Annotated in this window: 12 protein-coding genes; 3 read left to right on the top strand and 9 right to left on the bottom strand. The window is 70.7% G+C overall.

What is annotated here, in order from left to right; genetic code table 11:
* Positions 1–70: 70 nt before the first annotated feature.
* Positions 71–1,111, bottom strand: a complete 1,041-nt coding sequence (locus IE660_RS05860) for a DUF2891 family protein (protein WP_328701864.1) — start codon at positions 1,109–1,111, stop codon at positions 71–73.
* A gap of 64 nt (positions 1,112–1,175) precedes the next feature.
* Between IE660_RS05860 and metG the strand changes: the two genes are divergently transcribed.
* Positions 1,176–2,963, top strand: a complete 1,788-nt coding sequence (gene metG, locus IE660_RS05855) for a methionine--tRNA ligase (RefSeq protein ID WP_203567378.1) — start codon at positions 1,176–1,178, stop codon at positions 2,961–2,963.
* A gap of 25 nt (positions 2,964–2,988) precedes the next feature.
* Here metG and IE660_RS05850 read toward each other — a convergent pair whose 3' ends face one another.
* The 8 genes from IE660_RS05850 to IE660_RS05815 are packed head-to-tail and all read right to left on the bottom strand — an operon-like array spanning position 2,989 to position 12,010.
* On the bottom strand, positions 2,989–3,609 hold the full coding sequence (locus IE660_RS05850) for an FMN-binding negative transcriptional regulator (protein ID WP_203567377.1): 621 nt from the start codon (positions 3,607–3,609) through the stop codon (positions 2,989–2,991).
* The gene (locus IE660_RS05845) at positions 3,554–4,528 is read right to left on the bottom strand and encodes a CPBP family intramembrane glutamic endopeptidase (protein WP_203567376.1); all 975 of its coding nucleotides are present in this window, start codon (positions 4,526–4,528) and stop codon (positions 3,554–3,556) included. Before IE660_RS05845 ends, IE660_RS05850 begins: the two co-directional genes overlap by 56 nt.
* Positions 4,500–5,096, bottom strand: coding sequence for a uridine kinase family protein (locus IE660_RS05840; protein WP_328701862.1), 597 nt, complete (start codon positions 5,094–5,096; stop codon positions 4,500–4,502). The genes IE660_RS05845 and IE660_RS05840 overlap by 29 nt, the downstream gene beginning before the upstream one ends.
* Positions 5,093–6,922 (bottom strand): DUF2207 domain-containing protein, encoded by a 1,830-nt coding sequence (locus IE660_RS05835; RefSeq protein ID WP_203567375.1) that lies wholly within the window; start codon positions 6,920–6,922, stop codon positions 5,093–5,095. The genes IE660_RS05840 and IE660_RS05835 overlap by 4 nt, the downstream gene beginning before the upstream one ends.
* A gap of 52 nt (positions 6,923–6,974) precedes the next feature.
* Positions 6,975–8,894: a DUF2207 family protein gene (locus tag IE660_RS05830; RefSeq protein WP_203567374.1), complete on the bottom strand. Its 1,920-nt coding sequence runs from the start codon at positions 8,892–8,894 to the stop codon at positions 6,975–6,977.
* A gap of 4 nt (positions 8,895–8,898) precedes the next feature.
* Positions 8,899–10,575 (bottom strand): phospho-sugar mutase, encoded by a 1,677-nt coding sequence (locus tag IE660_RS05825; protein ID WP_203567373.1) that lies wholly within the window; start codon positions 10,573–10,575, stop codon positions 8,899–8,901.
* 15 nt (positions 10,576–10,590) lie between these two features.
* Complete coding sequence (locus IE660_RS05820; protein WP_203567372.1) at positions 10,591–11,412, bottom strand: purine-nucleoside phosphorylase; 822 nt, start codon at positions 11,410–11,412, stop codon at positions 10,591–10,593.
* Positions 11,381–12,010, bottom strand: coding sequence for a TetR/AcrR family transcriptional regulator (locus tag IE660_RS05815; protein ID WP_203567371.1), 630 nt, complete (start codon positions 12,008–12,010; stop codon positions 11,381–11,383). Before IE660_RS05815 ends, IE660_RS05820 begins: the two co-directional genes overlap by 32 nt.
* 35 nt (positions 12,011–12,045) lie before the next feature.
* Between IE660_RS05815 and IE660_RS05810 the strand changes: the two genes are divergently transcribed.
* Positions 12,046–12,984 carry an ABC transporter ATP-binding protein gene (locus tag IE660_RS05810; protein ID WP_203567370.1) on the top strand — a complete coding sequence of 313 codons (939 nt, stop codon included), beginning with the start codon at positions 12,046–12,048 and terminating at the stop codon, positions 12,982–12,984.
* Entirely contained in the window at positions 12,981–14,588 is a 1,608-nt protein-coding gene (locus IE660_RS05805; protein ID WP_203567369.1) for an ABC transporter permease, read from the top strand. The genes IE660_RS05810 and IE660_RS05805 overlap by 4 nt, the downstream gene beginning before the upstream one ends.
* The last annotated feature ends 19 nt before the right edge of the window (positions 14,589–14,607 follow it).

Raw genomic sequence — 14,607 nt, 5'->3', positions numbered from 1 at the left:
CAGCCGCTGAAGGCGACCGCCACCACCCTGACACTGACACTCAGGGTAAGGGCTTACCCGCCCGGCAAGCTCAGTCGCGCTGCTGCGGCACGCCGAGAAGGGCGAACGAGACCAGCCAGTGGGTGCTCATGAAGTCACCGTGCTCGAGGTCGGTCAACCCGAACTCGGTCTGCGCGGCCGCTGCCTCGAGCGCGCGTTCGGCGCGGAACCGGTCCAAGTGCGGCGCCAGCGACCGTAACTGGGCCGCGCGCGACAACGCCAACCCGTACAGGTGCACGGCGTGCCCATCGGTGCGATCGAGGACGACCGGCGTCTGGAGCAGCACGTCGTCCGGTTCGGCCAGCACCGGCAGGAAGGTGCGAAGCCAGGTCTCGAACTCACGCAGCGGCAGGATCCGGCGGACGAGGTCGGCCTCACACAGCGACGGCGACAGGAAGTCCGCTCCGCTGGGCTCCCAGGCCGAGGGGTGGTCGACGTCGTCGAGGAACCAGCCCAGCGCAGCCCGGTCGATCGCCTCGACCACGTCGTCGCGACCCAGACTGGCGTAGCCGTCGCGGGCGAGCGACAGGCCGAACGCGGTGTTGGAGTGCACCCCGTGCCTGATCGGGTAGGCCAGCTTGGGCAGCCAGGCGACCAGGTGGTCGGCGACCACGTCGGCCACCGGCGCCAGTGCCCGGTGCCAGGCGGTCGCCCGCTCGGCCAGGGCGTCGTCGCCTGCGGCCACGTCGGAAGCCTGGGCGGTGAGCACCGCGAGCCACCCCCAGCCGTAGGGGCGTTCGTAGCCCGGACGAGCCCGCAGGTAGTCGGCCTCGGTGCGTCCGTGCTCGTCGGTGAGCCGCGAGTCGAGCTCGGCGACCAACTCGGCGCGCACCGACTCGTCCAGCTCGTGGCCGCAGGTGAGCAGCCGGATCGCCGACCACTGCATGTGGCACGAGGAGTGCCAGTCGAGGCTGCCGTGGAACATCGGGTGCAGCCGGGTGGGCGTGACCTCGCAGTCATCCGGGCCGGTCGAGGTGTGTGCGGCGCCGTAGGGCCACGGCGTGCGCAGCACCTGCAGCACGGTGGCGGCCCAGCCGTTGGCGTGGCGGGCGAGCAGGTCGTCGGGGTTCACGTACGAAGCCTAGGACGAGCGACCCGGTCGGGGCAGCCATCGGTCAACCACTACGCTGGAGCCCATGTGCGCGCATGTTCTCGCTGCTGTCGCCTGGCCCTATGCGAATGGGCCTCGCCACATCGGCCACGTCTCAGGTTTCGGTGTCCCCTCCGACGTGTTCGGCCGCTACATGCGCATGTCGGGCCACGACGTGTTGATGGTCTCGGGTACTGACGAGCACGGCACCGCCATCCAGGTGCAGGCCGACAAGGACGGGCTGACCCCGCGCGAGACCGCCGACAAGTACCACCGGATCATCGCCGAAGACCTGGCCGCCCTGGGCTGTTGCTACGACCTGTACACCCGCACCACCACGATCAACCACCGCGAGGTCGTCCAGGAACTGTTCCGCACCCTGCACCGCAACGGTTACATCATCGCCCAGACCGAGCAGGGCGCGATCTCGCCCTCGACCGGTCGCACCCTTCCCGACCGCTACATCGAGGGCACCTGCCCACACTGTGGCTACGACGGTGCCCGCGGCGACCAGTGCGACAACTGCGGACGCCAACTCGACCCGATCGACCTCAAGGACCCGCGCTCCCGACTCAACGGCGAGACCCCCGAGTTCGTCGAGACCGAGCACTTCTTCCTCGACCTGCCCGCCCTGGCCGAGGCGCTGGGCCGGTGGCTCGAGACCCGCGACGACTGGCGCCCCAACGTGCTGCGGTTCAGCCAGAACCTGCTCAAGGAGCTTCGTCCCCGCGCGATCACCCGCGACCTCGACTGGGGCATCCCGGTGCCGGTCGAGGGCTGGGACGACCTGGCGATGAAGCGGATCTACGTCTGGTTCGACGCCGTCATCGGCTACCTGTCGGCCTCGATCGAGTGGGCCAAGCGCAGCGGCGACCCCCAGGCGTGGAAGCAGTGGTGGGCCAACGACGAGGCGCGCTCGTACTACTTCATGGGCAAGGACAACATCACCTTTCACTCCGTCATCTGGCCCGGCATCCTGCTCGGCGCCAACGGCGAGGGCGCCAAGGGCGGCGAGCCGTCACCGGTCCTCGGCCACCTCGACCTGCCCACCGAGGTGGTCAGCTCGGAGTACCTGACCATGTCGGGGTCGAAGTTCGCCTCGTCGCGCGGTCACGTGATCTACGTGCGCGACTTCCTGGCCGAGTTCGGGCCGGACTCGTTGCGCTACTTCATCGCGGTCGCCGGCCCCGAGAACCAGGACGCCGACTTCACCTGGGACGAGTTCGTGCGCCGCAACAACTACGAACTGGCCAACGAGTGGGGCAACCTGGTCAACCGCTCGATCTCGATGGCGCACAAGAACGTCGGCGCCATCCCGGCCGCCGGTGAGCTCACCGAGGACGACCGGGCGCTGCTCGAGGCGTCGAAGGCGGCCTTCGCCACCGTCGGCGACCTGTGGGGTCGCTGCAAGTTCAAGGCCGCCACCACCGAGGCGATGCGCATCGTGTCGCTGGCCAACAAGTACATCTCTGACCAGGAGCCCTGGAAGCTCAAGGACGATCCCGCGCGCCGCGACACGGTGCTGCACGTCGCCCTGCAGGCCGTGCAGGACTGCAACACCCTGCTCACCCCGCTGCTGCCGCACGCCGCGCAGAGGATCTTCGAGGCACTGGGCGGTGAGGGCGTCTGGGCGCCGCAGCCGGAGCTGGTCGTGGTCGACGAAGAGGGGGGCCCGGACTACCCGGTGCTGCGCGGTGACTACGCCTCGGCGCTGGCCCGGTGGGAGTCCACGCCGATCGAGGTCGGACGACCGCTGGCCAAGCCCAGCCCGTTGTTCGCCAAGTTGGACGACAAGCTGGGCGAGACCGGCCCGAGCTGGGCCCCCATCAGCTGAGCAACTGGTCAGCTGAGCGACGCGTTCAGTCCTGTCGAGGTGCCTCGACCAGGCCGGTCGGGTCAACCCCGTCGGCAGTGAGCCGGGCGATGATCCCGTCCCGGTCAGGGGCGGTGCGGTTCTGGCTGGCCTTGGCCTTCGCCTCGACGGTCTCGACTTGCATCTCCACCCCGACGATCACCCTGAGCGACTTGGTGATGTAGTCCTCCGGGGCGTCGGAGACCTGCCAGCGGTCGGCTCGTCCGCCCTCGTGCAGGTCGGTGACCAGGGTGACCGCCTTGCGCAGCCACGCCTCGTCCCGGTGCACCGTCACCGGTCCGCGCAACTGCACCGTCGAGTAGTTCCAGGTGGGAACGACCCGACCGTGCTCGGCCTTGGTGGGGTACCAGGTCGGTGAGATGTAGCCGTGGGGTCCCAGAACCGTGATCAGCCCGGACGAGCCCTCGGCGATCCGGCGCCAGTGTTCGTTGGCACGGGCCAGGTGCATCAGTACCCGGTCGCCGGTCCACACCAGTGGCAGCACCGTGCAGTCGGGAGTGCCGTCGTCGGCGACGGTGACCAGTTGCCCGAGGCCGACCCGGCCGACCAGTTCACGCGCCCAGGTCTGGTCGGTCTGGTTGGCGCGCGGAATGTAGAGCCGGGTCATGGCCCAAGCCTACGGCGGGCGCCGAACGCCGCCGCCACGAGGGCGCGACCACCAGTCCGCGCTCCGACAGCCGGCGCGCCAGCCACAGCGTGACCAGCAGCAACAGCACCACGGTCACCAGGCTGGCCTCGATGCCGAAGTTGCCACCGCTGAGCAGGGCCGGACCCTTCGGGTTGCTCACCAGGAAGCCGTGGCCACGACCTGAACTGCCCGAGACCACCGAGCCGTGGACGAGACCCTGCACCAGGTTCCAGCCGGCGTGCAGACCGATCACCACCCACAGCGAACGTGTCAGTGAGTACAGCACCCCGAACAGCAGGCCGGCCTCGATCGCGATGGCGATCGCTCCCCACAGCGTCGCCTGCGGGTTGCCCAGGTGGGCCAGGCCGAACAGCAGGCCGGCGGCAGCCGTGGCGCCCCAGGTGCCCAGCCAGCGTTCGATGAACCGGTGGAAGATGCCGCGGAACAGGATCTCCTCACTGATCCCGGCCACCACGCCCAGGGTGAAGACCTGCTGCCAGAACCGTGCAGGGGTGTCGGTGCCGGTGAACTCGCGGAACCCGAGCAGCGTGATGAGACTCACGGCCACCGACACCAGCACGGCGCCGAGCAGCAGGCCCGCAGGCAGTCCAACCCATCGGCGTGGTGCCAGTTCCAGTGGGTTGCGCAGGCGTCCCTCGAGCCACAGCACCACCAGGTAGCCGGCGATCGTGCCGAGCAGTTGGCCCAGACCGAGGTAGGTCCACGGGTCGGCCTGCATCATGGCGCCGACGGTCATGATCAGCCCGGCCACCACCATCGTGGTCACCACGAAGGCCGCCAGCACCGCCCAGCGGCGTGCCCACCACGGCCGAGGTCCCGGCATCGGCTGGTCGCGGCCCAGCCCGTCGTCACGCAGCGCCGGTGCCTGCCACCACACGGGTTGCCTCCTTCATCGACATCGGCTGGAAGCCCAGACCGAGGGCCCGTCGGCGAAGCGCCGGCTCGTCCGCCATCAACTGCCAGCCACGGCGCACCAGCACCAACGGCGGCTTGCGTCGCTCGCGCAGGTCGCGTGCCAGACGGCGGACGAAGTTGAGCAGCCGTGGCCGGTCAAGCCAGATCGCCAGCGGTTGCAGCCCGGCGACACGGCACGGTGCCAGCAGGTCGGGGGCGAAGATGCCCTCGCAGAGCACCACCGGCGCGTCCTCGAGGTCGAAGGTGCGCGTGCCCACTGCCCGGTTCAGGCTGATCTCGTAGACCGGCACCTCGGCGCGGCCGGTGGTCATCAGCGACTCGAGCGCCGCCACTGCCGCCGGTAGGTCCCAGGAGGCGACGTCGTCCCAGTCGATGATGCCCAGGTCAGAGCGGGGCATGTCGGGGTGGTCGTCGTCGAGGTAGAAGTCGTCCAGTCGCAACTGGGGCAGCCCGGTGAGTCGTGACAACCGGGACTTTCCGCTGCCGGAGGGGCCCGCCACGAGCACGAGTCGGCGGGCCGGGTGGCTCACCAGCCGCCTCCGCCGCCACCGCCGAAGCCGCCGCCCCCGCCGCTGAAGCCCGAGCCGCCGATGCTGCCCGCCGACGAGGTGTTCGCGGCGGTGACAGCCTGGCTCATCGCGCTCGACATCGACGAGGTGAGCGAGTTGACCATGCCGCCGAAGCCGTAGTGCATGAACATCATCTGGTTGCCGACGTACCACGAGGTGTCGCCCTGGTAGCGACCCTGCTCGGCCAGCTCCTGGAAGATCCGTGCCCAGCGGTCGGCGACGCCGAAGACGATGGCATAGGGCAGGTACTTGCTGAAGACGTCGATGCCCTCCTCGAAGCGGATCTGGTCGGCCTCGGCGGTGCGCAGGTAGAGCTCGAAGCCCTTGGTCTGGGCCAGAGTGGCCGACCCGTCGGCGGTGCGGGCGGGCATGTGCCGTGCCACTGCGAACAGGGCCAGTGCCGAGACCACCAGACCGGCGCCCGCCACGCCCCAGCCAATGACGCCGAGCACGGCCGAGACGACCAGGGCGCCGATCATCGCGGCGACGGCCAGTGCCGCCCAGGCGGCGCGCGTGTTCTGCGGGTTGCCGCGGAACCAGCCGAGGTCGTTGGTGACGCGCTGGTAGAGCCGCTGCTTGGTCTTGGTGAGCACGTCGGCACGCGACTTGTGCCTCATGTCGGACTGGGTGACCACGCTCTGGCCCAGGAACAGGTCGCGCAGCAGCTTGGCCTCGTACGGGGCGACCGGGTCGTTGGTCCGCAGCCGGCGCAGGGTGAATTCCGACTCACTCGGCTGCTCGATGGTGAGGTGGCCACGCACCGCCAGGTCGACGATGGTCGCGGTGACGTCGCGGTTGTCGGAGGTCTCGTCGATCAGCACCCCGACCTCGCCGGGGCGAGCGCCCTTGGGCGGGTGGAACTGCACCGTCACCGGGGTCTTGCCGGCATAGCCGACCCGCTCATCAGACCCGGCTGCCGGGGTCAGTCCCGGGGTGAGGCCCAAGTAGGCCCGGTCGCGTCCGTTGCGGCGGAACAGGCTGAACACCGCCAGCAGCCCGAGCCCGCCGAGCACGCCGGCGCCGCCGACGGTGGCCGGCGTGACCGGGAACATGTTGCCGAGGTGGTAGCGCTTGGTGAACCGTGGCTCGACGCCGGCGTAGGTGCCCGGGGGGAAGCCGGCGACGACCTGCATGCCCTGACGGCGGTCGAGCCGGTCGAGGGTCCAGGTGGACGACTGCTGGCCGGGTTCGGGGGCGTCGCACGACAGGGTCATCGAGCGGCCCTGCCAGCAGGCGGTGCGCTCGATCGGAACGGGGCCGTTGACGGTGACCCGGATGTCGTTGATCGGTACCTGCCAGGCCGGGCCGATCGCGGTCCAGTTGAACTCGTCGAGCCCGCTGTTGGCGTTGTCGGGGTCGATGAGTCCGGTGGCGGTGTAGGTGATCTGGTAGTTCTGCACACCGGTGAACCGGGTGCCCTGACGCCCCACCCTGACCAGCATGGCGTCACCCTCGCGGGTGATCTGGGTGTCGGTGCGAGCACCGGTGGCACTGGTCACCGACTGCACCCGGATGTCGATGTTGCGCCACAGGTCGGGGTTGTCGGGAACCCGCATCCGGGTGACTAGGACGATGAACGGACCGTGCCCGGGGTCGCGAGCGAAGTCGAAGTCGAGGTCGACGGTGACCGTCGTGGTGCCGTTGGTGGCCGGGGTGGCGTCGACGTGGTACTTGGTGATCCGCCACGAACTGGGGGTCTCATTGTCGTCGGCGTGGGCGGGGGTGCCGACCAGCAGCACCGACATCGCCAGCAGGACTGCGGCCAGCCACCGCCACGTGCGCATCATGCTTCCAAGCTACCAACCCGGGGCACCGCGCCACGGGGAGCAGGGTCGGACCTCACCAACCGCCCACGGAACCGCCGCCGCCACCGCCCCCGCCGCCGAACCCGGACGAGCGCCCGCCCGAGCCGCCGCTGCTCGCCCAACGCGCCGCCGAGACAGCGGTCATCGCCGCCTGGGCCTTGATCGCGGCCACGTGCACCGGGGTGGTCACCGAGCCCGAGAACTCGTCCACCGATCGCGTGAGCGACCGTCGCAACGATCGCGAGTCGAGCGCTTCACCGACTGCCACCAGACCACCCAGGTAGCGCTGCGGGTCCTGGGCGCCGCGTGACAGGGCGGCAGCCCACTGCCCGACCACGCCGAACACCATGGCGTAGGGCAGGTAGCGGGCGAAGCGCTCCCCACCGTCCTCGAACCGCAGCTGGGGGCCCTCGGCGGTGGTCAGGTACAGCCGGAACCCCTGCGCCTGGTACCAAGCGTCAGTGCCCCCGGCGGTGAACTTTGGCAAGGGGGCCGGCAGCCGCGTCAGCAGCCACGCGGTCACCCCGATCGCCAGACCCGCCCAGCCGAACCCGACGAAGCTGAGTGCGGCGATGATCACCAGGGTGAAGGCGAACACCAGGCCGTACCAGGAGCGCAGTCGATCGGCGAGCTGTTGGGGTGGCTGGGTGAACCACTCGTGCACGCCGGCCGCCGTCTCCAGCGACCTGCGGAGTTGGTTGTGGGCCGGGCCACCCTTGCTCGAACCCCACCGTGCCGCGGTCAGCGGCTCGCCGACGCTGAACAGCGCGTTGGCCAGGGCTGTGTCGGTCGACCGGTGCAGCAGCGCACGCTGTTGACGGTCGGCGCGGCTGATCGACCAGTCGTCCAGGTCGCGGCGGTCCATCAGCACCTGGCGTCGGACGACGAGGTCGACGATGCTCGCCGCCATGTCGACCGGGTTGACCTCGCCATCGGCCAGCACCCCGAGCACTCCGGGCTCGATGCCGCCTGACCCGCTGCCGCCGGGGGGATCGAAGCGGACCGCGATCTCGCGTCGTTCGGTGGGCCGGCGACGCCGCCAGACCCAGAGCAGGTGCGTGCCGATGGCCAGCACGGGGATCGCAACCGCGGTCAGCAGCGGTGCCGGGTCAGAGCTGAACATCGTCCGCCACCGGTACACGCGGCTCTCACGCGCGGCCACGTCGGGTGAGAAGGTGCCGGCGGCGAAACCGGCCACCACCTGCCAGCCCTCGCCACGGCCGAGGTCGTCGATCTCCCAGTCCTCGATCGCCCATTGCCCGTTCTCGTTGGCCTCGGTGTCGTCGATGGCAGGGGTGGCGCAGGGCTGGTCGAACTGGGCACCGGTGAAGCAGCCGAGCCGCTGCACCTGTGCCGGCAGCACCAGGGTGAGTCGGGGTGCGTCGATCGGCACGGTCGAGGCCGCACCGATCGCGTTCCAGTTGAACTCGTCCAGTCCGGACGCCGGGTGGTTCGGGGTGACCAGACCCTCGACCCGGTAGCGGATGGTGTACTCGTGCTGGCCGTGGACGAACTCCTCCTGCCGACCGATCCGCAGGGTGAGCACGCCGTTCTCGGAGGTCACCCTGCGATCCGCGGGTGCCCCGCTCGGGCTGGTGACCTCGAGCACCTCCATCGGCGTGTTCTGCCACCGGTCCAGATGGCCGGGGCTGATGTGTCGCTCGGGGAAGGTGAGTACCGGTCCCCGGCCACCGCTCTCACCGAAGTTGAAGCTCATGCTCACCACGACCTCGGTGCTGCCGTCGAGGCCCAGGGTGGCGACCTGGTCGTAGCGGGTGACCCGCCAGTCCGAGGGGGAGGGTGGGGGAGGTTCGGCATGCTTCTCAGGACCAGCACCGAGCGCGAGCAGCAGCCCGAAGGCCATGAACGACAGCAGCGGTGCGACCAGCACCTGCACCCACAACCTCGCCGACGAGGTTCGCTTCGACCGCGTGGAGTCCTTGCGCTTCGCCATCGGCTCAGGCGTCCACGCCGAGGGCGCTGGCCATCTCGCGACGCAGCCGCGTGAGCGACTCGGCCGCCCGCGTCTTCGCGGCGCTGAGGTCGTCGGCGGACGACTGCTGGTCGATGCGCACCTCGAGGTAGCACTTGAGCTTGGGTTCGGTTCCCGAAGGACGCGCGACCACGTGCACCGAGGCGCCGCTCAGCTCGACAGCGTCGGTGGGGGGCAGGTGTGAGCCCGGAGTGGGCCACGCCAGGTCGGTGACGGTGACCGGCTCGTCCAACAGGGTGGCCGGCGGCCGGGCCCGCAACCGGGCCATGGCATCGGCGATCAGCGACAGGTCGGCGACCCGAACCGAGAGCTGTCCGGTGGCGTGCACGCCGTGGGCGCGCGCGATCTCGTCCAACCGGTCGGCCAGGGTCAGGCCCTGGGACTTGAGTTCGGCGGCGATCCGCAGCACGGTCAGCAGCGCGGTGATGCCGTCCTTGTCGGGGACGAACGCGGAGTCGCAGCAGTAGCCGATGGCCTCCTCGTAGCCGAAGGCCAGGTCGGGCACCCTGCCGATCCACTTGAACCCGGTCAGGGTGGTGGTGGCCGGTCGTCCGGCGGCGCGGGCCATCGTCGGCAGCAGCGTGGACGAGACCACCGAGCAGGCATAGGTGCCCTCGACACCGCGGCGCAGCGCGTCGTCACCCAGCAGGGCACCGAGTTCGTCGCCGGTGAGCATCCGCCAGCGGCCGTCGACCACGCAGGCCACCGCGCACCGGTCGGCGTCGGGGTCGTTGGCCACCACGAGGTCGGCGGCCTGGGCCTCGGCGAGGTTGATCGCCAGGTCGATCGCTCCCGGCTCCTCGGGGTTGGGGAAGGCCACGGTCGGGAACGACGGGTCGGGGTCGATCTGCTGCGCGACACCCAGTCCGGTGGGCAGCCCGGCGGCGGCGACCGCACGGGTGACCACCCGCGTGCCGACACCGTGCATGGCGGTGTAGACCCAGCGCAGGTCGCGCGGGGCGTGGTCGGGGACGAGTTGGGCGCAGCGGGCGACGTAGGCCTCGACCAGTTCGTCGTCCATGGTCGTGTAGGACGAACTGCGCGGGATCTGCTCCAGACCGGTGGCGGCGACCTGGGCGATGGCGTCGGCGATCTTGCTGTCAGCCGGTGGCACGATCTGCGAACCGTCACCGAGGTAGACCTTGTAGCCGTTGTCGGCCGGAGGGTTGTGCGAGGCGGTGACCACGACGGCGGCTGCTGCGCCGAAGTGCTTGATGCCGAAGCCGACCACCGGGGTGGGGGTGCGCTGGTCGGTGACCATCGCCTCGAAGCCGTGGCCGGCCATGATCTCGGCGGTGTCGCGGGCGAACACGTCGGAGTTGTAGCGCGCGTCGTAGCCGATCAGCACGCGTCCGCCGCTGTGGCCCTGGTCGCGCAGCCAGCGGGCGAACCCGGCGGCGGCCTGGCTGACCACGACCCGGTTCATCCGGTTGGGCCCCGGGCCGAGGGCGGCGCGCAGGCCGGCGGTGCCGAAGGTGAGCGGACCGGCGAAGGCGTCGCGCAGTTCGGCCAGGGCGTCCTGGTCACCTGCATCGGCCTTGTCGAGCAGGCCGACCAGCGCGGCGGCGGTGGCCGGGTCGGGATCAGCGGTCTGCCACTCGCGCGCCTGGTGGCGCAGCTGCTGGTCGAGGGTCTCGGTCATGGTGCGGGGATCCTCTCAGAGCACGGCGACCAGGTCGGCGACCAGTCCGGCCAGGCGGGGGCCTGCGGCTCGTCCGGCCTCGATCACCTCGTGGTGGTCCAGGGGAGCGTCGGTGACCCCGGCGGCGGCGTTGGTCACCAGCGACAGGCCCAGCAGGTCGAGCCCGGCCTCGCGGGCGGCGATCGCCTCGAGGGTGGTCGACATGCCGACCAAGGTGCCGCCGATCACACCGGCCATCCGCACCTCGGCGGGGGTCTCGTACTGGGGCCCGCGGAACTGCACGTACACCCCGGTGGTCAGGGTGGGGTCGACGGACTGGGCGACCTCGACCAGCCGCGGCGTCCAGGTGGTCGACATGTCGATGAAGGTGGCGCCGCGCAACGGGGTCTCGCCGGTGAGGTTGAGGTGGTCGCGGATGATCACCGGGGTGCCCGGGGCGATGGCTGGGTCGAGTCCGCCGCAGCCATTGGTGAGGACGAGGGTCTGCACGCCCAGCGCCGCGGCGGTGCGCACGCCGTGGACGACCGCGTCGACGCCTCGTCCCTCGTAGAGGTGGGTGCGGCCGGTGAACACCAGCGCGGTCTTGCCGGCAGCGGTGCCGAAGGCGATCAGCTCGCCGCCGTGGCCGGCGACCACCGGGGCGTGGAACCCGGGCAGCTCGGCCAAGTCGATGCGTCCGATCGGGTCACCGAGCCGGTCGGTGGCCTCCTTCCACCCCGATCCGAGGACGAGCGCGAGGTCGGCGGACTCGATCCCCAGGGCAGTGCGGACGTGCTCGGCGGCCTCGGTGGCCAGGGCGTACGGATCAGGGTTCACGTGGCCACTGTAGGGGAGCATTCGCCGAGCCGAGCAGGCTGGCGGCGACTCCCAGCAGACCGGTCCACTCCGGTCCCCATCGGACGAAGTCGGGGTGGGGGGACGAGAGCGCGTGCAGCATCAGGCCCTCCATCGAGGCGATCACCAGCCGGGCGGCTGCCGAACCGTCGGCGGCACCGACCGCAGCCAGGTGCGGGGCGCCGATGGCGACGAACCCCTCGCGCCACTGGGCGACCTGGTCGGCCAGTTCTGGGTGGCGGGCAGCGTGCAGGTAGAGCTCGAAGCGGGCCAGCAGTCGGCGCGGGTCCTCGAGCATCACCGCAGTGATCTGCTGCATGGCCAGGTTCTGCTGCTCGGGGGTCAGTACGGCGAGGGCATCGAGTCCTGCTGGGCCTGCCACCCGCGAGATGGCCTCGACGATGTCGGCCTGGTCGAGTTCGGCGACGTGGGCGAGCAGGGCGGCGACCAGTCCGTCACGGGTGCCGAAGTGGTAGCGGGTCGAGCCGCGGGCGACCCCGGCGCGCTCCTCGACGGTGCGGTGGGTGACCGCGTGCAGGCCCTCGTCCTGGGTCAGCGTCAGCGCAGCATCGAGCAGCCGCTGCCTGGTCGAGTCCGCCATGGATGACATCGTAGCGTTTGCGACACTCGTCGAAAATGGTGCACCATGGAGTGGTGACCGACTCAGTGATCGACGCACAGGGACTGCACCGCCGCTTCGGGCGGGTGGTGGCCCTCGACGGATTCGACCTGCAGGTGCAGCGCGGGCAGGTACACGGCTTCCTCGGCCCCAACGGCGCGGGCAAGTCGACCACCATCCGCATCCTGCTCGGACTGCTGCGCGCCCACGGTGGCCACGTCAGGGTGCTGGGGGCCGACCCGTGGCACGACGCGGTGAGCCTGCACCGCCGGATGGCCTATGTGCCCGGCGACGTGTCGTTGTGGCCGAGCCTCAGCGGCGGGGAGTGCATCGACGTGCTGTCGCGGTTGCGCGGTGGCGTCGACCCGACGCGCCGGGCCGAACTGGTCGAGGCGTTCGAACTCGACCCGACCAAGAAGGCCGGTACCTACTCCAAGGGCAACCGGCAGAAGGTGGCCTTGGTCGCGGCACTGGCCAGCGAGGCCGAACTGCTCGTCCTCGACGAACCCACCTCGGGGCTGGACCCACTGATGGAGTCGGTGTTCGCCGGCTGCATCGAGCACGAGCGCCAGCAGGGACGCACCGTGCTGCTGTCGAGCCACACCTTGGCCCAGGTCGAGCGACTGTGCGACCAGATCTCGATCATCCGCGCGGGCCGCCTGGTCGAATCGGGGTCGCTGGCCGAACTGCGCCACCTGACCCGCAGCAGCGTGCGGGTGCGCACCCGCGACGCGTTCGACCCGACCGGGCTGGCCGGCGTCCACGACCCTCGTCAGGACGACCCAACCCACGACGACCGGGCCTGGTCGTTTTCGGTCGACGCCGAGCACCTGGACGAGGTGGTCGGTCGCGCCCATGGCGCGGGCATCGTCGAACTGGTCACCCAACCGCCGAGCCTTGAGGACCTGTTCCTGCGCCACTACGTCGCCGACGCCGGCTCGGGCGCGCGCCGATGAGCGGCACGCAGGGTTGGGGCTACGCCACCGCGGTGGCGCTGCGCCGCGACCGGGTGCGGCTGCTGGCCACGGTGATCGGGCTCGGGGCAATGATGGTGCTGCTGGTGACCAGCCTGGTCACCCTCTACCCCGACGAGGCCGCACGCGCCGGGGCCGCACTCACCCTCGACAACCCCGGCAGCACCTTCCTGGTGGGGCGGATCTACCACGGTCACGACTACCACTGGGGCATCATGACCGGCCACGAGACCCTGGTCGTGATGGCAGTGGCCGTCGCCATCGGCTCGATCATGGTCGTCACCCGGCACACCCGCGCCGAGGAGGAGTCCGGCCGCACCGAGTTGCTGCTGTCGGGTGTGGTCGGACGCCACGTGCCGCTGCTGGCAGGACTCACCGTCGCCGTGGCGTTCAACGTGGTGATCGCGGTGGTGATGACCGGGGTATTGCTGGCCGTGGGTGAGCCCAGCATCGACCTGGCCGGGTCTGCGGTCTACGGAGCGGCGGTCGGCATGGTCGGGTTGGTGTTCGCCGGCGTTGCAGCAGTGGCCGTGCAACTGGCCTCGACCGCCCGGGCCGCCAACGCGATGGCCTCGGCGGTGCTCGCCGCGAGCTTCCTGCTGCGAGGTGTCGCCGACGTCTCACCGGGTGCCAGTTGGCTGGCGTGGACCTCACCCCTGGGCTGGGCCCAGCGCAGCTACCCCTGGCACCTCGACCGGTGGTGGCCGCTGGTGATCGGGGTGGCAGTGGCGGTGCTGCTCGCGCTCGTAGGGCTGGCGGTCAGCGCCAGTCGCGACCTGGGGGCAGCCCTTCGCCCCCCTCGACCGGGACGAGCCCAGGCCACCTCGGCGCTGCCACACCCCGTGGGCCTTGCCCTGCGACTGCACCGCGGGGTGCTGATCGGCTGGGCCGTCGGACTGGTGGTGTTCGGGCTGGTCTACGGGCCGGTGCTCGGTGATGCCGAGGAGTTCCTCACCCAGATGCCGCTGTTGATCGACTTCATGCCCGAGGCCGCCCAGGCCGGTGGCGTACGGCTGTTCGCCGCCATCCTGGTCGCCTTGGTGGCCGTGGTGTGCTGCGTTCCGGCTGGTCAGGCGCTCACCCGCATGCTCAGCGACGAGACCGCCGGACGGACCGCACCGCTGCTCAGCGGAGGCACCACGCGGCTGGGCTGGTACCTGGCCGGGGTGGCGGTCGCAGCCCTGACTGCCGCAGTGACCACGCTCGCGTTCGGCCTGGCGGTGGGTGGTACGGCGGTGCAGGTGACCGGTGAGCGGGCCCTGTTCGGCGACATCGTCGTGGCATCGGTGCAGCAGTGGTCGGCGCTGGCGGTGGTGATTGGCGTGGCTGCGGTGTTGGTGGGCTGGCTGCCGAGGGCGTCGTGGCTGCTGTGGCTGCTGGTGATCTGGTGCGGCGTGGTGCTCTACTTCGCCGAACTGCTCGACTGGCCACAGTGGGTGCGCTGGTCGTCCCCGTTCGACCACCTGGTCGCACGGCCGGCCGAGACCGGTGACGACCTGACCGCGCGCCTGGTCCAGTGGGGACTGGCCGTCGTGCTGGTCGCCGTGGGAGCCGTGGGCTACCGACGTCGCACCATCGACGGCTGAGCCCAGCCCCGCCGCGGCA

Origin of the sequence: Aestuariimicrobium ganziense (genome assembly GCF_015352975.1) — a bacterium.
In the GTDB taxonomy this organism is placed as follows: Bacteria; Actinomycetota; Actinomycetes; order Propionibacteriales; family Propionibacteriaceae; genus Aestuariimicrobium; species Aestuariimicrobium ganziense.
This window is presented reverse-complemented; position numbering and strand designations above follow the sequence as displayed.